Annotated in this window: 16 protein-coding genes; 14 read left to right on the forward strand and 2 right to left on the reverse strand. The window is 47.5% G+C overall.

Going from position 1 to position 22,603, the window contains the following annotated elements; genetic code table 11:
• The first annotated feature begins 4 nt into the window (after positions 1-4).
• The 11 genes from ACYVD3_RS01625 to ACYVD3_RS01675 all read left to right on the forward strand — a co-directional run bounded on the left by ACYVD3_RS01625 (position 5) and on the right by ACYVD3_RS01675 (position 15,808).
• Complete coding sequence (locus tag ACYVD3_RS01625) at positions 5-904, forward strand: fumarylacetoacetate hydrolase family protein (protein ID WP_460640763.1); 900 nt, start codon at positions 5-7, stop codon at positions 902-904.
• Positions 905-1,331: 427 nt separating this feature from the next.
• Positions 1,332-1,460, forward strand: coding sequence for a hypothetical protein (locus tag ACYVD3_RS01630; RefSeq protein WP_460640764.1), 129 nt, complete (start codon positions 1,332-1,334; stop codon positions 1,458-1,460).
• A gap of 117 nt (positions 1,461-1,577) precedes the next feature.
• Positions 1,578-2,681 (forward strand): ABC transporter substrate-binding protein, encoded by a 1,104-nt coding sequence (locus tag ACYVD3_RS01635; protein ID WP_460640765.1) that lies wholly within the window; start codon positions 1,578-1,580, stop codon positions 2,679-2,681.
• A 102-nt stretch (positions 2,682-2,783) separates the two neighbouring features.
• Positions 2,784-3,905 carry an ABC transporter ATP-binding protein gene (locus ACYVD3_RS01640; protein WP_460640766.1) on the forward strand — a complete coding sequence of 374 codons (1,122 nt, stop codon included), beginning with the start codon at positions 2,784-2,786 and terminating at the stop codon, positions 3,903-3,905.
• Positions 3,895-5,547, forward strand: a complete 1,653-nt coding sequence (locus ACYVD3_RS01645; RefSeq protein WP_460640767.1) for an ABC transporter permease — start codon at positions 3,895-3,897, stop codon at positions 5,545-5,547. Before ACYVD3_RS01640 ends, ACYVD3_RS01645 begins: the two co-directional genes overlap by 11 nt.
• A 92-nt stretch (positions 5,548-5,639) precedes the next feature.
• Positions 5,640-7,349, forward strand: a complete 1,710-nt coding sequence (locus ACYVD3_RS01650; protein ID WP_460640768.1) for a sensor histidine kinase — start codon at positions 5,640-5,642, stop codon at positions 7,347-7,349.
• A 57-nt stretch (positions 7,350-7,406) separates the two neighbouring features.
• Positions 7,407-8,219: a response regulator transcription factor gene (locus tag ACYVD3_RS01655; protein WP_460640769.1), complete on the forward strand. Its 813-nt coding sequence runs from the start codon at positions 7,407-7,409 to the stop codon at positions 8,217-8,219.
• A 646-nt stretch (positions 8,220-8,865) separates the two neighbouring features.
• A complete protein-coding gene (locus tag ACYVD3_RS01660) occupies positions 8,866-9,639 on the forward strand; it encodes a DUF2087 domain-containing protein (protein WP_460640770.1) in 774 nt (257 codons plus the stop codon).
• A 285-nt stretch (positions 9,640-9,924) separates the two neighbouring features.
• The gene (locus ACYVD3_RS01665) at positions 9,925-12,780 is read left to right on the forward strand and encodes a glycoside hydrolase family 3 C-terminal domain-containing protein (protein WP_460640771.1); all 2,856 of its coding nucleotides are present in this window, start codon (positions 9,925-9,927) and stop codon (positions 12,778-12,780) included.
• Entirely contained in the window at positions 12,777-15,200 is a 2,424-nt protein-coding gene (locus ACYVD3_RS01670) for a glycoside hydrolase family 3 C-terminal domain-containing protein (protein ID WP_460640772.1), read from the forward strand. Before ACYVD3_RS01665 ends, ACYVD3_RS01670 begins: the two co-directional genes overlap by 4 nt.
• A gap of 14 nt (positions 15,201-15,214) precedes the next feature.
• Positions 15,215-15,808, forward strand: coding sequence for a hypothetical protein (locus tag ACYVD3_RS01675; RefSeq protein ID WP_460640773.1), 594 nt, complete (start codon positions 15,215-15,217; stop codon positions 15,806-15,808).
• 65 nt (positions 15,809-15,873) lie between these two features.
• On the opposite strand, the gene ACYVD3_RS01680 is transcribed toward ACYVD3_RS01675, so the two are convergent.
• Positions 15,874-17,487, reverse strand: coding sequence for a helix-turn-helix domain-containing protein (locus ACYVD3_RS01680; protein ID WP_460640774.1), 1,614 nt, complete (start codon positions 17,485-17,487; stop codon positions 15,874-15,876).
• Positions 17,484-19,289 (reverse strand): sensor histidine kinase, encoded by a 1,806-nt coding sequence (locus tag ACYVD3_RS01685; protein WP_460640775.1) that lies wholly within the window; start codon positions 19,287-19,289, stop codon positions 17,484-17,486. Before ACYVD3_RS01685 ends, ACYVD3_RS01680 begins: the two co-directional genes overlap by 4 nt.
• Positions 19,290-19,507: 218 nt before the next feature.
• Between ACYVD3_RS01685 and ACYVD3_RS01690 the strand changes: the two genes are divergently transcribed.
• Genes ACYVD3_RS01690 through ACYVD3_RS01700 form a run of 3 tightly spaced genes read left to right on the forward strand, consistent with a single transcriptional unit; the run spans position 19,508 to position 22,586 of the window.
• Complete coding sequence (locus tag ACYVD3_RS01690) at positions 19,508-20,782, forward strand: extracellular solute-binding protein (protein ID WP_460640776.1); 1,275 nt, start codon at positions 19,508-19,510, stop codon at positions 20,780-20,782.
• 55 nt (positions 20,783-20,837) lie between these two features.
• Positions 20,838-21,713 (forward strand): carbohydrate ABC transporter permease, encoded by an 876-nt coding sequence (locus tag ACYVD3_RS01695; protein WP_460640777.1) that lies wholly within the window; start codon positions 20,838-20,840, stop codon positions 21,711-21,713.
• Positions 21,714-21,731: 18 nt separating this feature from the next.
• A complete protein-coding gene (locus ACYVD3_RS01700) occupies positions 21,732-22,586 on the forward strand; it encodes a carbohydrate ABC transporter permease (protein WP_460641029.1) in 855 nt (284 codons plus the stop codon).
• The last annotated feature ends 17 nt before the right edge of the window (positions 22,587-22,603 follow it).

Here is a 22,603-nt window from a genome sequence, read left to right on the forward strand (position 1 = left end):
TGTTATGAAATTAGTTACATACGAGGTTGACCGGAGAAAAGATATCGGCGTAGTGAGTAAGGACGAGATGTGGGTCTTTCCTCTCAGGGCATTTGGTATGGAGTATAAGGAAATGCTGGAGGTTATCAAGGGGCTGAGCCAGTCTGAGCTTGATCTTCTGGAGCATGCTTCTGGCCTGGACCCTTACAAGAGCAACATCGTCGGAGCTGCTATGATGAAAGAGGTCGGGCTTTTGGCGCCCATCCGGACACCGGAGCAGGACATCATCTGTCTGGGGCTTAATTACATGGAACATGCCGAGGAGTCTGCCCATTATAAAAATGAAGATTTTGACGGCAAGCGCCCTAATGCCGTTTATTTTTCCAAGAGAGTGAATGAGGCGGTGAACCCATACGGGGAGATCTTAAGCCACAGCGATATGGTGGACAGCCTGGATTATGAAGCAGAGCTGGGAGTCATCATTGGAAAGGATGCAAAGGATGTGGCCCCGGAACAGGTAAAGGATTATATTTTCGGTTACACCATTATCAATGACGTCAGTGCCCGCAACGTACAGAATGCTCACAAGCAGTGGTATTTTGGCAAGAGCCTTGACGGGTTTACCCCTATGGGCCCCTGTATTCTGACAGCCAGTTCCATTTCCTATCCGCCGGAGCTTAGCATTCAGTCCAAGGTAAACGGAGAGTTAAGACAGGACAGCAACACCCGTCTTATGATATTTAACATCGACCATATTGTCAGCGAGCTGTCCAAGGGCCTGACCCTCAGGGCAGGGACCATCATTTCCACCGGTACACCTAAGGGCGTTGGAATGGGGTTTGAACCGCCCAAGTTTCTGGCAGCAGGAGATGAAGTGGAATGCCTGATCGAGGAGATCGGAGCTATTAAGAATAAGGTTGTGTAAGAATATATAGTTGCTTTTACAAAGGGATTTTTGCAAAATAGCTGATTGGCTATGGGGCAAAGGTCCCTTTATTTTTGTTCAAAACTTTAATATGCGCCCAATTTGTCAAGAACTTACCAATTCCGATTTGTCGTTTTGATCTTATTTTAAGGTGTATATGCTGTGTTGTTAATTTTGGGGTAACTTGACCAGGAGAGGTAGCACAGACCGTGAACCGCGTTAAGAGCAAGCCGCCTCTGGCGGTGCTTCGCTTTCTTTCTCTGTTATTAAATCAAAGGCATATGGTATTGGTAATTATATATATTTCACATTAAAATGTGATACATGTTCAGAATATTAGACAGTTTGCCGGAATTTTGGATTGTTTGGCAAGAAGTGAGAGAATATAATAATCTTACAAATATTTTAGTCCCAGAAAATCAAAGCAATGGATATGAAGAAGGAAGAGGTTCTCATACATGCGGATCATACACTGCTGAATGTCTGTACGGTAACCGGATTTCCGCTGGGATATAGCACCACAGAAACAAAGGTGTATGGGGCCCTGGTAATCTGATTTGTATGTAGTGCTGGAGCCCGCAGGCTGGAGCGTGTCTGGAAGTTTATCCCCGCCATCCACCCTGCTGTTCCGGAAACATAGACAAAACAGTACAACTAAAGGAGGATAAGGGAAATGAAAAAAAGAATAATTTCAGTGTTATGTGCAGTGGCAGCAGCGGCAAGCCTGGCAGGATGTTCTTTAAGTTCCGGTTCAGCACCGGAGAAAAATGCGGACACACAGGTGCCCAAGGCAGAGGCAGGGGATGAAGCAGGCACAGAGGCTAAGAAAGAGGAGGGCGCAGCAGCTTCTTCAAAGGAGAAGCTGATTATATACAGCCCTCTTACCGAGTCCATGATCGACTCCATGCTGGCTATGTTTGAGGAGGATACCGGTATTGATGCAGAGTGTCTGGCTATGGGGACAGGGGACGCATTAAAGAGAATCCAAACAGAGGCAGACAATCCACAGGCAGATATTCTCTGGTCAGGAACCATAGGTACTGTAAAGAATAAGAGTGAATATTTTGCAGATTACATAACTGTCCATGAGGACGCTTTCTATGATGAGTACAAGAACACAGAGGGCAATATGACACGTTTTGATACCATTCCGTCTGTTATCATGGTAAACACAGACCTGATCGGAGATATCAAAATTGAGGGATACGAAGACCTGCTTAATCCTGAGTTAAAGGGCAAGATTGCATTTGCAGACCCGGCAGCATCCTCTTCCTCTTTTGAGCATCTGGTAAATATGCTCTATGCCATGGGCGGCAACAACCCGGATAATGGCTGGGATTATGTAAAACAGTTCTGCACGCAGTTGGACGGCAAGCTTTTAGGCGGTTCCTCTGCAGTGTATAAGGGCGTTGCAGATGGAGAATACACCGTAGGCCTTACCTTTGAACAGGGCTCCGCACAGTATGTAGGCGCTGGGTCTCCTGTGAAGACTGTTTATATGAATGAGGGTGTTATCTTCCGGGGCGATGGCGTGTATATCATCAAAGGATGCCAGAATGAGAAAAATGCTCAAAAATTCATAGACTGGCTTACCAGCAAGGAAGTACAGGAATTCATGAACAATACCCAGTACAGAAGGACCATACGCAAGGATGTGGAGGCAGGAGAGGCCATGGTTCCGATGAATCAGATCAAGGTAATTCAGGATGATGAGACAGATACAGCAGCTCATAAGTCTGAGTGGCTGAACGAGTTCAAAGAGATGTTTACAGAGTAGGCCGTAACGGATAAGGGATACCGGCGGTACTGGAATATATACACCGGGGGCGTGGCTTCATATGTCACCCCCCTTCATTTTAGAGGAATTGAGGGGAAACGTATGAGTGTTTCAATCGGAATCGACAATGTAGTGAAAAAATATGGGGACCTGACCATCATACCGGACTTATCCGCCTTTATTAAAAATGGAGAGTTTTTTACACTTCTGGGGCCCTCTGGCTGTGGTAAGACAACGCTGCTGCGCATGATAGCGGGCTTTAACAGCATTGAAGGGGGAACTATAAAGTTTGATGAAAAGGTCATAAATGACATTCCTGCCCAGAAGAGGAATATCGGTATGGTGTTCCAGAGCTATGCCATCTTTCCACATCTGACGGTCAGGCAGAATGTGGAATACGGCCTGAAGATCCGCAAGGTGCCAAAGGAGCAGATGAAGGACAGGATTGATGAAATCCTTAAAGTGGTTAAGATTGACGAATACCAGGATCGTCTGCCGGAGCGTCTGTCAGGAGGACAGCAGCAGAGGGTGGCTCTGGCCAGGGCAATCGTCATCCATCCCCAGGTGCTTCTCATGGATGAGCCGCTGTCCAACCTGGATGCAAAACTTCGTATTGAGATGCGAAGCGCCATCCGTGATGTGCAGAAGCAGGTGGGTATCACCACTGTTTATGTAACCCATGACCAGGAGGAAGCCCTGGCCATATCAGACCGGATTGCAGTCATGAAGCTGGGGATCATCCAGCAGATTGGTTCCCCCCAGGACATCTATGCCAGGCCTTATAATGCATTTGTATCCACCTTCATCGGACATTCCAACCTGTTCTTCGGTACCATAAAGAAGCAGGGAGAAGTTCCTGCAGTGGTGTTTAGCAATGGATACCAGGTGTCCATGCCTAACCTTGTGGACACGGTTACAGAAGGGCAGAAGGCAGTAATATCTATTCGTCCTGAGGAATTTTCCCTAAATGAAGAGGGAATGGAGTGTGAGATCATCAGCAGGACCTTCCTGGGTAAGTACACCAACTATTTTCTTCATTTTGCCGACGGCATGGTTCTGGAGAACCAGCCCAGTATTGAGTATTCCCAGGATCTGGGCCATGTGGACCGCATATTCGGTGTGGGAGAGAAGATTCGGTTAAGGCCTAACCCCAACAAAATCAACGTGTTTACCGAAGACCTGGAACAGAGTCTGATAAAGGATGTGAAGAAATATGACGATTAAAAAAATCAGATGGGATTTCTGGAACATTGTGACTGTTATCATCATCACACTGTTTGCCATATTCCTTTTGTATCCGCTGATAAGCCTTTTCCTAAGCGGTTTTAAGGATACGGAGACTGGTATCTGGACTATGGAAAATTATGCCAGATTTTTCTCGAAAAAATATTATAAGAGCGCACTGCTTAACTCATTTAAGCTGACCATCAGCGTGACTCTGGTGGCAATTGTCCTGGGCGCACCTCTGGCTTACTTTATGTCATTTTACAAGATAAAGGGAAAAGGGATTCTGGAGATCTTCTTCATCATCTCCATGATGAGCCCTAACTTTATCGGCGCTTATTCCTGGATACTTCTCCTGGGAAGAAGCGGTACCGTGACCCAGTTCCTAAAAGGTATGGGTATCCATATGCCGTCCATCTATGGTTTTGGCGGTATGCTTCTGGTATTTGCCTTAAAGCTGTATCCATTTATCTACATGTATGTGTCGGGCGCTTTTAAAAAGATTGACGTGGCTCTGTCTGAGGCGGCTGAAAGTCTGGGATGCGGCGGACTTCGGAAGATTTTTACCGTCATCATGCCGCTGGTGACTCCTACCCTGATTGCCGCTGCCCTGCTGGTATTCATGAACTGTATGGCGGACTTTGGCACACCGGCCCTAATCGGTGAGGGCTACCGTGTCATGCCCACCCTGGTCTACTCAGAATTTGTGGGGGAGACAGGTGGTTCCGCTAACTTTGCAGCCTGTATGGCTACCATTATGGTGGTGGTGACAGCCACTATATTCCTGGTACAGAAGTGGTATGTGAATACCAAGTCCTTTGCCATGAGCTCCATGAGGCCAATCCAGCCAAAGGATGTCCATGGCATCAAGGGATTCCTGATTCACCTGTATATCTACCTTCTGGCAGCAACCTCAATTATCCCGCAGTGCATGGTGGTCTATACTTCCTTCAGGGCAACTAAGATGCAGGTATTCGTGGACGGCTTCTCCTTAGAGAGCTACCGCAAGGTATTCTCCACCGCAGTCCAGTCCATTAAGAATACATATCTTTACTGTCTGGCCGCCATTGTGATCATCGTTGTCCTGGGTATGCTCATTGCCTACCTGGCAGTGAGGCGCAAAAACTGTCTGACCAACATGATTGACACCATTGCCATGTTCCCATATATTGTTCCGGGTTCCGTACTTGGTATTACTCTGTTGATTGCATTTAATCATCCGCCGATGATGCTGGCAGGCTCTGCCATCATTATGATCATATCCCTGGTCATTCGCAGGCAGGCATATACCCTGCGTTCCAGCTCTGCCATCCTATACCAGATTAGTCCAAGTATGGAGGAAGCTGCCATCAGCCTGGGAGATTCACCTTCCATGTCCTTTGTCAAGGTGACAGCCAAAATGATGCTGCCCGGAGTTGCATCCGGCGCTATCCTAAGCTGGATTACCCTGATTAACGAGCTGAGTTCTTCTGTCATGCTCTACAATGCAGGCACCAGGACCATGTCGGTCGCCATATACAACGAAGTCATCCGTGCCAGCTACGGTACAGCGGCGGCTCTGGCCACTATACTGACTGCAACCACTGTTGTATCCCTGCTTATCTTCTTCAAGGTGTCCGGCAACAAGGACGTGACAATGTAAGGGTCTTATGATAAACTAAGCATGTAAATTGCAGAAATAGTTTTCCGGCGCAGCTATAACTACAGAAAATACAGTTTAAAAGGTGCAGGCATATGGAGAAAAGAAAACAAACATGTTTCAGGGATGAGATCCGGAAAAGTTTGATTTTCCATGCGCTTGTACCTTGTTTTATATCACTGGTGGTGCTTCTTCTGGTGTTCACAGCCCTGGGATCCCAGCAGATCATAAGGAAAAGCAAGACCATGATGGCGCATTTTTCCGGGGAATTTGAAGGGGTCATCACCAGCTATGTGGATGAGAATAAGAAGATGGCCCAGGAACTTGATATGAAGTTCTTTAAGGGGCAGTCTTCCTATAAGACGGAGGCAGTGTCCGGCATCTATCGCTTCTTAAACGGCCAGGATTACAGGGGGAATTACTATCTTTTTGATGAGGACCGGAACGTGGTGTTCTCTACGGACAGCCAGACTAATGTGGTACAGTATATAGGGAATTATCTGCCGTGGAATACCATTGATCAGAAGTACAGCAAGAAGGACTGCATATTTATCTATGACAACACAGTGATAGATGGCAGGGCTCTTCCTGCATGGCTCATGTTTGAAACTGTGGTTAAGGATGGAAAGCTTCAGGGGTACAGTGGTTTTGTGCTGAAGGCTGATGCCTTTAAGGAGAATCTTGGAAATATGGAACAGCCGGTGCTGATGGTCAATAAGTTCAACCGTGTATTTACAGCCGGGGCTTCACGATTCCAGGACGACAGGGGAAAACTGGTGAAGGAATTCCGTGATGGCAGGAACCTGGTGTGTTTTGGAAAAAGATGGTATTATACGGCCAGACAATCCGTGCTGGGAGGGGAGGCCGCGGTACAGGTGGTCTACGACTGTACTTCTTTTGTACAACTGTGCATCATGTCCCTGATGCTGGTGGGGTTCCTGGCTTTGGTAGTGGCAATGGCCATTTACCGCAGCGCCGGTAAGGTGGCGGACAAAAAGACAGAGATCATATATGACCTCATAGGAGCCCTGGATCGGGTGGAGAAGGGGGACCTGGCTGTATCCTTAAATATCGCCTCCGGTGATGAATTTGAGCGGATTGGCCATTCCTTTAACACCATGATAGGCAGTATACGCCATCTGCTGGTGCGCCACCAGGAGCTGGCCAGGGAAAACATGCTGGCTACGGTCCAGATTCTGGAGTCCCAGTTCAACCCTCATTTCCTCTTCAATACCCTGGAATCCATCCGGTATATGATAAAATTCAGGCCCGGGGAGGCAGAGAAGATGTTAGTCTGTTTGTCCAGGATGCTGCGCTACAGCATCCAGAACGGCAAAGATGTGGTAACTGTGAAAGAGGAGATGGATTTCATTAACCGGTATCTGCAGGTAATGCTTTACCGGTATGGGGAAAGGCTTAAGTACAGTGTGGAGCTGGAGGAAGAGAGCAGCCAGGCTTCCATTCCCCGTATGGCGATGCAGCCCATAGTAGAGAATTCCATCAAGTACGGGTTTGGGGAGGACCGGGACTGCCTGGAGATATCCATCCGTACCAGGATACAGGATGGTGTGCTTTCGGTCATCATATCGGATGACGGGGTGGGCATCCCTGAAGGACTTTTAAAAGAGCTTCAGTCAAACCTGGAATATCACCAGAACCAGATGGACCACATCGGTATCTATAATGTCAATAAACGAATCCGTTTGGTCTGCGGAAACGGATACGGAGTCAGTATAGAAAGCAGGGTTAATAAGGGAACCGTGGTGACTCTCAGGGTTCTCTGTGATGAAAATAAAAATGATTAGCGTACACAGATGGATTTACATTCGCACATTTCAGAAAACAGATTGGGGGAATCTGTAATGTTACTAAAAGTAGTGATTGTGGAAGATGAGGAAATCATCAGGAAGGGGCTTACCTTTGCTCTTAACTGGCTGGATATGGGGTGTGTCATCGCAGGTACGGCTAAGGACGGGGCAGAGGGGCTGGAAACCATCTGCAGGGAGCAGCCAGATATCGTGCTTACGGATATTAAGATGCCCAAGATGAACGGCCTTAAGATGGTGGAGAAGGCTCTGAAGGAGAGGCATTTCTACAGCCTGGTTCTTACCAGCTATTCGGAATTTGAGCTGGCTCGCCAGGCCATCCATATGGGAGTCATGGATTATCTGTTAAAACCTGTGGACGAGGATGAATTGAGGGAAGCACTGGATAAGATAAAACAAAAGATTGCCTATGCCAGCAAGTATGAGAAGATAGAGAAGATATCACAGGATAGGATGCTGACGGTTTACGACGAGTGGAAGATATTTGACAGCGCCCGAAACAGCATAGATCCATATGTGAAAAAGACATATGAGCTTATAAAGCAGCATTATCATGAGAAGCTGAGCATCAACCATGTGGCAGAGAGCCTGGGTGTCAGCTCCAGCTATCTTAGCAGGAAGTTAAAGGCAGAACTTAACACCACATTTGTAGATCTGCTGAACCAGTATAGAATCAAGAAAGCCATGAATATGCTGAACGAGGGGACTATGCGCATCTATGAAATATCGGATGAGCTGGGGTTTGGGGAGTACAAACATTTTTGCAGTGTGTTTAAAAAGTATACCAATGTGACGCCCTCTGAGTTCTTAAAGAACGGGGGGATGGCGGTGGTGGGGGAAAAGGTATAAGAACTTGGCCATCCATTTACAAGCACACAGGAAAGACGCCGAAAACAGGCCCGGCACCACAGACTGCAGCATACTCTTATCCATGGGAATCCCAAGCGTTTGTTTTGCAGCCGTAAAGGGAGGGCTGGCCCATACGAGACAGGAATGGATTGAAACAGAAAGAAATGCACCTTGATTGGCCATAATAAGCCATTTCAAGGCGCATTTTTTTTATGTATTTATTAGGCAAGTATTTTTTAGACGTTCTATGGGTTCCCTGCCTGTTTGAGGGCATTTGATTTCATGATATTTCTTATAAGCAGTTGGTGATAGCCTTCCGGATGAGGCGGATTAAAGGTAATAAAATACATAATCTCTGATTGTGTCACATAACAATAAAAAACAAACAAAACATAAAAATGTTTGCTTATACATAGACATTTTTTAAATATTACTATATAATATCCATTATAAGTGATATTTTAAATTGTAGATGCAATGAAAAAAAACGCTTTATTATCATGTGGAAATTTTAATGCAATCTATAATTTCCACCCAATCCAATTGGAACACAGAGGACATAAAGACCCCGATATCTCAATGCATGATTGTTAAATTAAGAAAAGGAACAGATATGCATTGTAAAATGTATGAAGTGGAGAAAATCATGAAAAATTCATTTAACAGAAAATCCCTGTGGCAGGCTGCTCCTGATGAATTAATGAATGGATATTACGAAGACGATGATTCCGTTTATTGTTTGATTTGCAGCCAGCAGTATACCAAGGGGGAGATATATCCTCATAGCGGCCATTTCTATGATGCAAACAAAATGGCAAAGGTTCATGTTGAGGAAAGACATGAATCAATGCTGGATTATTTAATGAATATGAACCCTGGGTTTTTAGGCTTATCAAAGATACAGCACTCCATATTATCTTTAATGATAGAAGGCTTATCTGATAAAGAAATAGCCGCGCAAAAAGGTATATCCTGTTCCACTGTGAGGAATTACCGTTATAAGCTTCATGAACAGGAAAAACAATCAAAGTTATTTTTAGCAGCAATGGAAATATTTAATAAAAGGGAGGCAGCCATGAAAGCAGAAAATGATAAGACAGAGTTTTATGACGCCCATAAAACAGCAACAATGATGGATGACAGGTATGATGTTACGGTGGAGGAAAGAACGAAGATCCTGACCAGGTATTTTGATAAGAATGGGGCAATCAAGCAATTCCCTTCAAGGGAAAAGGCCAAAATAGTGGTCCTGCGTGAAATATCCGGCAGGTTTTTACCGAGAACCCGTTACAGCGAAAGTGAGATTAACGACTCTTTAAAGGAATTATATCATGATTTCCCATATATCAGACGGCTGCTAATCGAATACGGTTTTTTATGCCGCACGGACTCCGGTTCTGAATATTGGCTCAAGGAATAAATATTCCGATGTTTTTATGCATTCAGGGATCCGGAAGAAAATCTAAAAAGCAGGATTTTCTCCCGGATCCTTCTTATAGTTATCATGCCTTCTTTTTACAACCGCCTCTATTTCTTTTTCCATCATGACGGCAGGAAATTCCCTGCTAAAAAGGACAAGCCGCCTGCCAATTATGCAGAAAATAATACCGGTTATGCAAAAAGCCGCTTCCTAAGTCCATAATGTGTTAAAGTGAGGCACATACCACAAAGCTTGTGGTGATTTTAATGGAGGAGGATGAAAGAAATGTTACAAATCAACGTGGATGATGTATTAAAAATCGTCAATCTTTGCGTACCGTACTTAATTGGATTGGCCATTGCCATTGCAGTTGCGGCTGTTGCAATGGTTGTATGCAGAAACAGGAAGGCTGCCACAAAGTATCTGATCCGGCGCCAGGGGCTTATGGCCATTGTGCTTTCTGTGGTTATTGTGGGAAACATGATCTGCTGGGGTCCCATGTCCAGCCTGATTTCCCTTGCCACCGGCAGCGGAACCATTTCAAAAGAGACTTCAGACAAAGCCACAGAGCTTTGTACCAGGATTGCGGAAGAAGGGATCGTGCTTTTAAAGAATGAGGAAAATCTGCTTCCTTTAAAAACTGATTCCAATTTAAACGTGTTTGGATGGGCTTCCACCAACCCCTGCTACGGCGGTACCGGTTCAGGTTCCCTTTCCGACGCATATGAAACAGTGTCCCTTCTTCAGGGGCTTGAACATGCAGGCTTTAAACTGAATGCAGGACTTACTGATTTCTACACCGCATACCGGGCCGACCGTCCGAAGGTGGGGATGTGGGAACAGGACTGGACCCTTCCAGAGCCTGTAAAGGAATCCTACACCAGTGAACTGATGGCAGGTACAAAGGAATTTTCTAATACGGCTATGGTGGTGATCACCCGTGTAGGAGGGGAGGGAGCCGATCTTCCTACGGATGTCAGCGCAGTGACCTATACGGATAATTCCACAGGATATAAGGATTTTGAACCTGGCGGGCATTATCTTCAGTTAAGCAGGACGGAAAAGGACCTGGTTGATCTGGTATGCTCCAATTTCGACAATGTGGTTTTGGTATACAATGGGGCAAATGCCATGGAGCTTGGCTTTATCAATGAATACAGCCAGATCAAAAGTGCCATCTGGTGCCCTGGTACCGGCCAGTCCGGCTTTGAGGCCCTGGGTGAGATCGTAAGCGGTACAGTTAACCCCTCTGGCAAAACAAGCGATACTTTTGCGGCGGACCTGACCGCAACCCCTCACTACAACAATTTTGGAAGCTTTGTTTACGATAACATGAACGAATTTGCAGGTAAGGCCTTTAAGGGAGAGGCCACCTATCCCAGTCTTATTAACTATGTTGACGGCATTTATGTAGGATACCGTTTCTATGAAACTGCCGCAGAAGAAGGACTGATCGATTATAATAAAACCGTCCTTTATCCCTTTGGATATGGCCTGTCCTATACCTCTTTCTCCCAGGAAATGGGTGGAATCACGGAGACAGACGGTACCATTTCCTTTGATGTGACCGTTACCAATACGGGAGACAAGGCAGGCAAGGATGTGGTTGAGGTTTATTACAATCCCCCCTATACCAACGGTGGAATTGAAAAGGCTTCTGCAAACCTGATCGCATTTGATAAGACGGATATTCTGGAGCCGGGCCAGTCCCAGACCGTTAAGGTCTCCTTCCAGGCGGAAGACATGGCATCCTATGACGGAGCCGGAAAAGGCGCCTATGTCCTGGAAGCCGGTGATTACGGGATCTCCATCAGGTTTGATTCCCACAGCATAATCAAAGAACAGACTTATACCGTATCCGGGGAAACCGTTTATGATGAAACAAATCCCCGTTCTTCCGATAAGGCTGCCGCTGAAAACCGGTTTGCCGATGCTGACGGAGGACTGACCTATTTATCCCGTGCAGACGGATTTGCAAATTATGAAAAGGCCACGGCAAGGCCTGAAAGCCTGACCATGCCGGAAGCCTATAAGGCTGCCTTTGTGAATAACAGCAACTACGATCCGGCGGCTGACAACCGGGCAGAGGACGTGATGCCGGTGACCGGCGCCCGCAATGGGCTGAGTCTTGCCTCCATGCGGGGTATGGATTATGACGATCCCCAGTGGGAGAAGCTTCTTGACCAGTTGACCGTGACGGAAATGGACACCATGATCGCCATCGGAGGATATCAGACCTCTGGGGCAAAGAGCGTGGATAAGGTAGGGACCGTGGATTGTGACGGACCGGCTTCCATCAACAATAACTTTACTGGGACCGGATCCATTGGCTTCCCGTCCGCTGTGATGATTGCAAGCACCTGGAACCGTAATATTGCAGAGGAATTTGGGGAAAGCATCGGCAAAATGGCAGACGAGATGAAGGTGTCCGGCTGGTATGCACCGGCAATGAACACCCACCGTTCCGCTTTTGCAGGAAGAAATTTTGAGTATTATTCCGAAGATGGGGTCCTGTCAGGTAAAATGGCAGCCAGCGCTATTATAGGTGCGGAACGCCATGGAGTATATGCCTATATCAAGCATTACGCCCTCAATGATCAGGAAACCAACCGGAACAACATGCTCTGCACCTGGTCTGGGGAACAGGCCATCCGTGAGATTTACTTAAAGCCCTTTGAAATCGCAGTAAAAGAGGGCAAAGCCAAAGCGGTAATGTCCGCATTTAACTTTATTGGAACCGAATATGCAGGCGCTTCCGATGCACTGCTTAACAAGGTGCTTCGGGATGAATGGGGCTTTAGAGGCTTTGTGCTCACAGACTATTTCGGAGGGTATGGATATCAGAATGCAGACCAGGAGATCAGGAACGGAAACGACGCCATGCTGGTTGCCTATGATACGGAAACCAACCATGTAAAGGATACTTCCAGCGCCACAAGCCTTCTGGCCATGAGAAAGGCATGTAAGAATATCATGTACACGGTGGTAAACAGCCGCGCCTATGAAGGAAATAACGCAAAGAGCGGACTGCTTCCATGGCAGATCGCAGCCATTGGATTAGATGTGATCCTGGCAGCAGGATTTGTTGTTCTGGAGATAAGAATACTCAATGCCTATAAAAAGAAACGGGAATTGAAATGAAATATACTCATTTGATAGAAAAGATGACAATAGAAGAAAAGGCGGCCATTTTAAGCGGAAAAAATGTGTGGCAGTCCCGGAACATTGACCGTCTGGGAATCCCATCCATATTCTGCTCCGACGGCCCTCACGGAATCCGGAAACAGGCAAAGGAAGGGGATCATCTGGGCTTAAATGCCTCCCTTCCGGCCACCTGCTTCCCTACGGCGGCTTCTGTGGCCAATAGCTGGGATGAAGACCTTTGCCGGGAGATCGGAGAGGCCTTAGGTGAGGAAGCCAATGCCCTGGGAGTGAACGTCCTTTTGGGCCCTGGACTTAATATTAAGAGAAGCCCTCTCTGCGGAAGAAACTTCGAGTATTTTTCTGAAGACCCTTATCTGTCGGGAAAACTGGCGGCAGCCTATATTAAGGGGATCCAGAGTCAGGGAGTATATGCTTGTCCCAAACATTTTGCAGTCAACAACCAGGAGCAGCGCCGCATGGCCATGAATTCCGTGGTGGATGAGAGGACCTTAAGAGAGATTTATCTGGAAGGCTTTGAAATAGCGGTAAAAGAAGGCGGGGCAAAATCCATTATGACCAGCTACAATGAGGTCAACGGGGTCTATGCCAATGAGAATGAGCATCTCCTTAAGGATATTCTGCGGGGAGAGTGGGGGTTTGACGGCATCGTCATCACCGACTGGGGCGGCTCCAACGATCATGGGAAGGGGGTAGTGGCAGGCTCCAACTTAGAGATGCCAGCTCCCGGCCTTCATTCAGCCAGAGAACTGATGGCGGCGGTGGAAAACGGCAGCCTTTCCATGGAGGCGCTGGATGCCTGTGTAGCTGACCTGCTGGAGGCGGTGTTTGCCCTTAATGGAGACCGGAAAAACAGGCGTAGCTCCTTTGATCAGGAAGAACATCACAGGCTGGCAGGGAAGGCCTCGGAGGAAAGCATTGTTCTGTTAAAAAATGAGGATGAGATGCTTCCCTTAAAATCAGGCTGCAGGGTGGCGCTGATCGGTGACTTTGCCTTTACCCCCCGCTATCAGGGGGCAGGATCCTCCCTGGTCAATCCCCTCCGGCTGGAAAGCATGGAAGAGATGATATGGGCTTATCCCCTAAGCGTTGCAGGCTGTGCCAGAGGTTATTCCCGAAGGGGAACGGATGACGCCGCCTTAAAACAGGAGGCCATTGATCTGGCCGCTAAAGCCGATGTGGTGCTTTACTGCTTTGGCCTTGATGAGATCAGCGAAACCGAAGGGATGGACCGGAGCCATATGAGGATCCCCCGGAATCAGATTGATCTGCTTACGGCTCTGGCCGAGGCAAATCCCAGGATCGTGGGGATCCTAAGCGCAGGCTCTGCCGTAGAAATGCCGTGGCAGGAATGCTGCAAATCCCTTCTCCACGGATATTTAAGCGGGGAAGCCGGTCCCTCTGCCATGCTTCGGGTGATTACCGGGGAAGTAAATCCTTCCGGCCGCTTAAGCGAGACTTACCCCCTGGTGTATGAGGACACTCCTGCTTTCCAATATTTTCCCGGAACGGAGCGCTGCTCAGAGTATCGGGAGAGCCTTTATGTGGGCTACCGGTATTATGACACCGGAAAGGTCAGGGTGCAGTATCCCTTTGGTTACGGACTGTCCTATACCACATTTTCCTACGGCAGTATGGAGGTTTTGGAACATGAGGTCTGCTTCACCCTTACCAACACGGGAAAGGTTGACGGAAAGGAAGTTGTCCAGCTTTATGTGGGAGGCCCTAAGGGCAGAATATTCCGCCCGGAGAAAGAACTGAAGAGCTTTAAAAAGGTATTTTTAAAGGCAGGGGAAAGCAGGATAGTGACCCTCCCCTTTGATGATAAGACCTTCCGGTACTGGAACAGAGCAACTGACCGTTTTGAGGTGGAAGACGGCGTTTATTCCATATTCGTGGGGTCAAATGTGACGGATATAAGGCTGCACCAGACCGTGACCCGGGAAGGGACCACGAAAGATTGGCCTTATGAGCCGGATAGGCTTAAATCCTACTATTCGGGAAAGATCAGGCAGGTGCCTGAGACAGAATTTGAAGCCCTTTTAGGGCACCCGGTCCCTGACGAAAAATGGTCCGGAGAATTGGGATTAAACGATGCTCTCTGTCAGATGTATTACGCCAAGAGCCCCCTGGCCAGACTGGTCTGGCGGATCCTTACGGCCCTGAAGGACAGAAGTGAAGCAAAGGGAAAACCGGACTTAAACCTCCTGTTCATTTATAACATGCCTTTTCGAGGGATCGCCAAGATGACCGGAGGAGCGGTCTCCATGGAAATGGCGGAAGGCATGGTTCTGGCGGTGAACGGCCATTTCTTCCGGGGAATGAAGCAGATCATCGGCGGATACTTTGCCAACGCAAAAGCCAACAGAGCTTATGAAAAGAAGCTCTCCGGAAAATAGAAGGGAGGGAGCACATGCTGTCAGGCATAAAAGCCGGATGGAAGACCTTTGCCGGGAACCATCCGACCTTAGCACAATTTTTAGTATTTTTCCTCGTGTCCAATGGAGTTACGGTATTGCAGATGATTCTGATGCCGGTTTTCCGGAACATGCTGGGGATGACCTCTCTGGTGGACACGAATTTCCAGATATGGCATGTGGGTTCCAATCTGGATGGTACGCCCTATTATATATTCAACTATGGGGCAGGCACCCTTTCCCAAGGGGGAGGGGGAGGACTTGCGTATTTTCTGGCGGTGGAAATCACCATGGGAATTGCCCAGGTCATCAACTTCTTCCTTCAAAGGAATGTCACCTTTAAGGCGAATAACAGCGCAGCAAAGGCGGCCATGTGGTACGTGATCGCCTATATCATCATTACCATAGGGGCGGCAGCCCTTCAGGGCCTTTATAAGGCTCCGGTCTACCACCTGTTCATGAACGGTTTAAAGCTGGGAGGAAGAGGAGAGACCGTTGCAGACGTGATCACCATGCTGATCAATTCCGCAATTTCATTCTGGGTGTTCTTCCCCATCTTTAAGATCATTTTTAAGAACGACGGAAAATAGATATATTTAAAAACTCAGGTAATCAGTTTGAGCTTCATTCATACTGGCTGCCTGAGTTTTTATGGTTAAGACCGGTTCTGGTCCAGGGTTTCGGCCTCCCGGTAGGCCGAGGGGGATATTCCAAGCTTTCTTTTAAAGCTGGTGCTGAAATAATACTGGTTGGCATACCCGCATTTTTCACTGATCTCCTTTAAGGAAAGGGCGGAATTTTTTAAGTACTGGCAGGCGGCGTCAATGCGGGCGGAAGCAATAATGTCGCTGATGTTTACGCCCGTATTCTTCTTAAACAGGGCGCTTAAGTAAGCAGGGCTTACGTTTACGTATTTTGCAATGTCGTGAAGGCATAGATCACTGCTTTCATAGTTGTTTTTTATATAGGACAGAACCGAGCTGCACAGGGTGTCATGGTAGGCCTTTAATGAGGTGTCCAGCTTGTGGCAGGCCATGGTGCAGATCCGGTACAGCCAGGAGAAGAACTGGCCGCTGGTGGTAAAGGTGTCGAGGCTGCTGTAGGCCTTGATGATGCTGGTCTCCAGCTCTTCTGCGTCAATGTTCAATTCATATAAAAATTTCAGGATTCTTCCAAGAAGAGAGTATATGCGGATAAAGACCAGGTTTTTGGTCTGGTATTTTTTCAGCAGGTCAGAGGAGAACTCCTTGATCCATTGTTCCAGGGCAGGGTAATCCTTTTGGCAGATGAGCCGGATCAGCTCCTCTTCCCCTGTGTCGGAAAATGGCTCCAGGGTCAGATTCCTGCCCAGGGCTTCCCTGGCGTTAAAAACGTTCTTCTGGGGAAAGAAGAAACGGTATTCCAGGGCGTGAACGGCGCTTTCATGGGAAAGGTGCACGTTCCATAGATCAGTGACCACATTGCCGATGCCGATGTTTAATGAAACATCGGCATTTTGATATTCCTCTGCCACATAGGAGGCGATCTTGTGGACTGACTGGAGAAAGTGATCCGGGTTTGAGCTGTTCTGGCACAGGATCAGGGTAAGGCCGTCAAAGTCTTTTAGCACATAATGGAAATCAAAGATCCGGCAATACCTGCTTAAGGTGTCCCGTATGTTGTACAGCAGGATTTCATACTGGGCCACACCCATATGGGCTTTTCGTTCAGAGGCATTTTCAACGTTTAACAGGATCACGGCAAAGAACTTATAATCCAGTTCCAGATTTAAGTATTCCATATAGGAAGCCAGATGATAAGCGGCCTCTTTTCCTGAATAATGAATCAGGTCCCGGAAGAACTTTTCCGTCATAAGGGGACGGCTTTGATTCAAAAGCTCCATGTTCTTTTTTTCCTGGTCAATGAGAGCACAGGCGCCCCGGACCTTTTCCGCCAGATAGGAATAGTCAATGGGCTTTTCAATGTAGTCATAAACGCCGATCCGAAGAGCTCGTCTGGCATAGTCGAACCGGTCGTAGGCGCTGATGAGAATGATTTTTACAAATGGATTAAAGCCAATGGCAAGTTTGCTCATTGAAATCCCGTCTAAATCCGGCATTTCAATGTCCGAGATGATAATGTCAACAGGATCTTCCTCCATGGCCTGGATGGCAGACGTCCCGTCGAACCGGATATGGATCACGGAAGAATCCAGGGACTCCCAGTCAATGTTCTTTTGGATTCCCTCCACGGATAGACAGTTGTCATCTACAATCATGATCTTCTTCATTCTAAGTCTCCTTCTATTTGCGCGAACGTGATGGTGATGCAGGTGCCCTGATAGGGCTTGCTGTCTATTTCAATATGTCCGCAGCCGTACAACTCACTGGAGATGCGGGCATTGACATTTAAAATGCCGAAATGCTTTTCATAGTTTACGGTTTTTCTCTCCAGATCCTGTTTCAGTTCATTAAGCTTTTCTTCCGGTATTCCGGCTCCGTTATCTTTGATCCGGATGATGACCGTGTCGTCTCCGTAGACGGCCTGGATGCGGATAAATAAGTTAGGCGTCCGGTTGGAGAGCCCATGGAGGATGCTGTTTTCCAGGAAGGGCTGTAGGGTGAATTTGCAGATGAGGAAGTTTTCGATCCCGTCTTCCAAGTCGGTTTCCCAGGAAAGCCCGCTGCTGTGGCAAAGCTTTTCCATGTTAAGGTAAAGGGTGGCAATTTCTATTTCATCCCTGATGGTGATCCGGTCGCCGGATTTACTTAAGGTAAGCCGGTAAAAGCGGGTTAAGTCCGTGATCATCCGGCTGGCGGTATCCAGCCTTCCAAGGGACTGGCATGTATTCACAGACCCCAGGATATTGTAGAGAAAATGAGGGTTGATCTGGGACTGGAGAAGCTGGTATTTCAACCGTTCTTCCTTCAGGGAAAGATCCAGGATGGAGCGGACGTTTTGGCGGATGGTGGCCTGCATCTGTTCAAAGGCCAGGCCCAGGTGGTCGATCTCATCATAGAGGCTTTCATCCTTTGGCAGGGGGAAGTGCTTTTGTGCCTTCATATCTGCGCTGAGGCGGAATTCCTCCATGGCCTTTGACAGGAGCATGACCCGTTTTGACAAGTTTCTGGAGATCAGCAGTATGATAAGGGCCGTAAGGGGCAGGGACAGCAGCAAGGCCATGAGGATGGTGCGCAAAAGGACTGCGGTTCCGCCTGCAATATAGGACTGAGGGATCACGGTGATCTGATGCCAGCCGTTTTCCAAGGGAAGGACATAGTAACAGTCTCCGTTTTTCTCATAATAGGACTTACCGTCCGGGGAGGATATTAAGTCCCTGCCGGAGTTTAAAAGCTGGCCTTCCATTTCCTTTTCAGAGCCTGCCGCCAAGGTTCCCTCGGGAGTGAAGAGAAAGCAGCTTATTTCCGTATTGGAAAAGGAAGCGGTGAGCATGTCAGAAAATTCCTGTGTGCTCATCATGATAAAGTAAGCATATTCCAGCTCCTTAGAGCCTTGATTGACCATTGCCCTGCAGCAGATCACCGCATCCGAGGGAGGCTCATCATGGTCCAATACAAGAGGAAGCTTTACCTGGGGCTGGTAAAACCAAAGGGAGGAAGCGCCTAAATGATTCAATTCCTTAAAGGACAGCCCGTAGCCGGAAATGGCGCTGATGGGATAAAAAAACAGTCCTTCCCCGCTTCCAAGCTGCTCATCCTTTAAAAAGATGCAGATGTGGTAAAAGTTAAAGGTGGATTTGTAAAGAGAGATGTTGTTGCGCAGGGAAGTAAGCTCCTCAAGCCTTGCAGAAAGCTCCTGCCCTGAGGATTTTCCCAGGGTGTACATATTATACTGGATGGTATCTGCCACATTTTCTGCCTGCCGGATGCGGCTGTTTAGCTGGACATGAAGCTGGTCGGCGGCAAGGATGGCTGAATCCACGATCTTATCTCTGGCAATGGAGTAGGAAACGGCATAGGAAATACAGCCGATGACGCTTAAGGGGATGAAGGTACACAGCAGGAAAGCAAGCAGCAGCTTGGCCTGAAAATGGGAAAATGTCATCAATAACCGTTTTATAACCTTTTTCATAAATACCAATCCTCATATACAGTCTCATATACAGTTTCATATTGTATTCCGGGAATCCCGGCTGATTTTCATTATAGAGAAGCCAAAAGAACAATTCAATAGTACCCAAAAATAATATAAACGAATCAAAATAAATTGTATTTTGAAGAAATACGGTTTCTGTTATCCTGAACCTACCAATGAGGGAACAAGCTCAAAGAAGAGAAGGAGGATTCATTATGAGAAAGAAACAGTTAATAAGCCTGGCTATGGTGGCAGCCATGACCTGCGGACTTCTGTCCGGATGCAGCGGAGGAACGGGAAAAACAGAAGGGACCGGCAGCGGGACAGGGGAGAAGAAAGCCGGGGAATACGATCTGACCCTGTATACCATCAACACCACGGATTCAGATTTCCCAGACTGGCTGGCCAAGGTGGAAGGGGCCACCGGGTTAAAGCTCAATGTCATCGCCGCTCCTACGGATTCGGACACAAGGCAGCAGAAGATCACCACCATCCTTTCTACCGGTGATGCCAGCGTGGATATCCTGGAAATCAATGACGAGATGAGCGCATCCTTTAAGAACTCCGGGTGGCTGGAAGGATTAAACGATACGGTTATGACAGGTGATATCCGGGGACAGTTTCCGGAAGGATACGTAAAGGACATGATCACCGGCAAGGATGGGCAGATCGTTGGAGTGCCGGGATATTCCGGTTATCTTGCCTTCTGGGTAAATCAGAAGATCCTTGATGAGGCCGGAATCGCCTCCCTGGATACGAAAGAGGACTTTATGGCCTACATGAAGGCGGCCTCCGGCAACGGCAGATATGGCTACGGTGGTTCCTGGGAGAAGACCTACGTTTTTAATGAAATCGCCCAGTTCGTCAACATGTTCGGCGGGGATTATCTGGACTGGACCAATCCGGCCAACAAGGAAGCCATTGAGTTCTTAAAGGATATGGTAAAGGAAGGCTATACGCCTATTGATCAGATCGCAGATAAATATGAGCAGATGAATCCCAAATTTAATGACGGTAAATACGGCTGCCTGTTCATGTGGGGCCTTGGTGCCGACTATAATAAGGCCGGCATGCTGGGCGCAGACAAGATCCATATGGCCATGGTTCCTAAGTTCATTGACAACAGATATGTGTTTACAGATTCCTGGAGCTATGTGCTGAACAAGGCTTCTAAAAATAAGGAAGCTGCCGTCAAATTCCTTCAGTACATGGCAAGTGAGGAAGGCATGGAAGCCTCCTATAAAGCCTTTGACCGGTATCCTGCAAGAAAGGATGTAGCGGCAAAGATAGTGCCGGATACAGATCCTGCAAAGGAGATGTATTCCAGATACGCAAACGAATGCGTAGTCAAGGGGCGTCCCATGCTTCCTCAGACCATGGAGTTCATTTCAGCCATGGGAACCATTTACCAGTCCTGCATGAAGGATGAGATCACAGTGGATGAGTTCTGTAAAAAGGCTCAGGAATACGTGGAAACATATAACAAGTAAGGACAAAAGGTATTTTGTCCTTAGAATTTAAAGGCAGTGAAAGGAGGCAGCCTGTATGATTTCCAAGAAATCACAAAACTGGATTGCCTGGGTGCTGATTTTACCGGTGCTCATGATCCGCGGATTCACCACGATTTATCCGATTATAAGGACCTTTATCAACAGCTTTTTTGATATCCGGGTATTACGCGGAATCAATGAGTTTGCAGGGGTTAACAATTATTTGAACATATTTAAGGATGAAAAGGTCATCACCACCCTGGAATTTACAGTGATGTTCGTTCTCATTTCCATGATCCTCCATGTGATCCTGGGGGTGGCCCTGGCAATGATCCTGAATATGAACTTTAAGGGCCGCCGGTTTTTACGGACTATAGTGCTGATTCCCTGGGCAATGCCTGCTGTTGTGATCGGTATGGCTGCCAAATGGGCTTTTAACAATGATTACGGCCTGGTCAATGATTTTATACGCTGGTTTGTTCCGGGCTTCCAGATGAACTGGCTTATCAATACAGGGACGGCCAGGGCCGCAGTCATTGCCATGGACTTATGGAAGGACCTTCCTTTTTTCGGGATACTGATCCTGTCAGGGCTGCAGTTTATTTCAGGAGATATTTATGAAGCAGCCAGGGTAGACGGTGCAAACAGGGTCCAGTCCTTTCTGCACATTACGCTTCCCCTGATCATGAAAAACGTGCTGACCCTATGCATTCCCTTCACCCTGTGGCGGCTGACTGCCTTTGACCTGGTGTATTCCATGACCTCCGGCGGTCCGGGAGAGGATACCTCCCTGATCGCATACCGGATCACCATGGAGGCCTTTACCAACTTAAATGTTGGATATGCTTCGGCGCTGGCAGTTCTGCTGTTCCTGGTCATGGCTGTATTCAGCTATATGAACCTGAAGTTTATGAACAGATATGAGAACTAGGAGGGAAGGGATATGAAGATGGACACTGATAAAAAGTATAAGGTATACAGAGGAGGAGTGGCAGCAGGCAGATGGATCCTGTTCGCAGTCGTGGCGTTTTTGATCCTGTTCCCGGTATACTGGATATTCATTTCCTCTATAACTCCGCCGGGAGAGCTGTTTAAGACGCCCATTGATTATGTGCCGGATCATCCCACACTCAGCAGCTACCGGTTTTTGATGGAAAATGTAGGGCTGCTGTCTAAAATCGGCAACACGGTTGTGATCATCGGAGTGACTTTGGTGGCAGGAACCCTGTTCTGTGCCATGGGCGCTTATGCCTTTGCCAGGTTCCGCTCCAGGGGTATCAGTCTGGCTTTTGGGTTTATCGTTGCCACCATGCTGATACCGGAAGTGGTCACTGCCAGGCCTCTGTATGAATTTATGCAGAAAGTACATTTATTTGATACGTATCAGGGATTGATCCTTTTGTATGTAAGCGCCATCATCCCGTTTACGGTCCTGATCCTGAGGAATTTTGTGGGGGAGATCCCGGAATCTTTGGAAGAAGCCGCTGCCATAGACGGGGCAAACTTCCGGCAGAGGCTGTTTTATGTGGTTCTTCCCCTGATGAAGCCTGCCATAGCTACGGTGTGCATCATCAATTTCATTACCTGTTTAAACAATTTCTTTACCCCCCTGTATTATTCCAACGGCATTCAGGTGCTCAGCGTTGCCATTGTGCAGCTTCCCCTGCGGGATAATATGTATGGAGTGCCCTGGGATCTGGTCAGTGCCATGGGCTGGATCATCCTGCTTCCAATTATTTTATTTGTTGCTGTATTTGAAAAACAGATTATGGACGGTATTATGGCAGGCGGCGTAAAGGCGTGAGCCTGCAGGAAAGGAGA

The organism is Lacrimispora brassicae (assembly GCF_054772055.1).

Coding starts and splice junctions, on each gene's coding strand:
- ACYVD3_RS01625 (WP_460640763.1), top strand. CDS start 5: ATGAAATTAGTTACATACGAGGTTGACCGGAGAAAAGATATCGGCGTA.
- ACYVD3_RS01630 (WP_460640764.1), top strand. CDS start 1,332: ATGGATATGAAGAAGGAAGAGGTTCTCATACATGCGGATCATACACTG.
- ACYVD3_RS01635 (WP_460640765.1), top strand. CDS start 1,578: ATGAAAAAAAGAATAATTTCAGTGTTATGTGCAGTGGCAGCAGCGGCA.
- ACYVD3_RS01640 (WP_460640766.1), top strand. CDS start 2,784: ATGAGTGTTTCAATCGGAATCGACAATGTAGTGAAAAAATATGGGGAC.
- ACYVD3_RS01645 (WP_460640767.1), top strand. CDS start 3,895: ATGACGATTAAAAAAATCAGATGGGATTTCTGGAACATTGTGACTGTT.
- ACYVD3_RS01650 (WP_460640768.1), top strand. CDS start 5,640: ATGGAGAAAAGAAAACAAACATGTTTCAGGGATGAGATCCGGAAAAGT.
- ACYVD3_RS01655 (WP_460640769.1), top strand. CDS start 7,407: ATGTTACTAAAAGTAGTGATTGTGGAAGATGAGGAAATCATCAGGAAG.
- ACYVD3_RS01660 (WP_460640770.1), top strand. CDS start 8,866: ATGAAAAATTCATTTAACAGAAAATCCCTGTGGCAGGCTGCTCCTGAT.
- ACYVD3_RS01665 (WP_460640771.1), top strand. CDS start 9,925: ATGTTACAAATCAACGTGGATGATGTATTAAAAATCGTCAATCTTTGC.
- ACYVD3_RS01670 (WP_460640772.1), top strand. CDS start 12,777: ATGAAATATACTCATTTGATAGAAAAGATGACAATAGAAGAAAAGGCG.
- ACYVD3_RS01675 (WP_460640773.1), top strand. CDS start 15,215: ATGCTGTCAGGCATAAAAGCCGGATGGAAGACCTTTGCCGGGAACCAT.
- ACYVD3_RS01680 (WP_460640774.1), bottom strand. CDS start 17,487: ATGAAGAAGATCATGATTGTAGATGACAACTGTCTATCCGTGGAGGGA.
- ACYVD3_RS01685 (WP_460640775.1), bottom strand. CDS start 19,289: ATGAAAAAGGTTATAAAACGGTTATTGATGACATTTTCCCATTTTCAG.
- ACYVD3_RS01690 (WP_460640776.1), top strand. CDS start 19,508: ATGAGAAAGAAACAGTTAATAAGCCTGGCTATGGTGGCAGCCATGACC.
- ACYVD3_RS01695 (WP_460640777.1), top strand. CDS start 20,838: ATGATTTCCAAGAAATCACAAAACTGGATTGCCTGGGTGCTGATTTTA.
- ACYVD3_RS01700 (WP_460641029.1), top strand. CDS start 21,732: ATGGACACTGATAAAAAGTATAAGGTATACAGAGGAGGAGTGGCAGCA.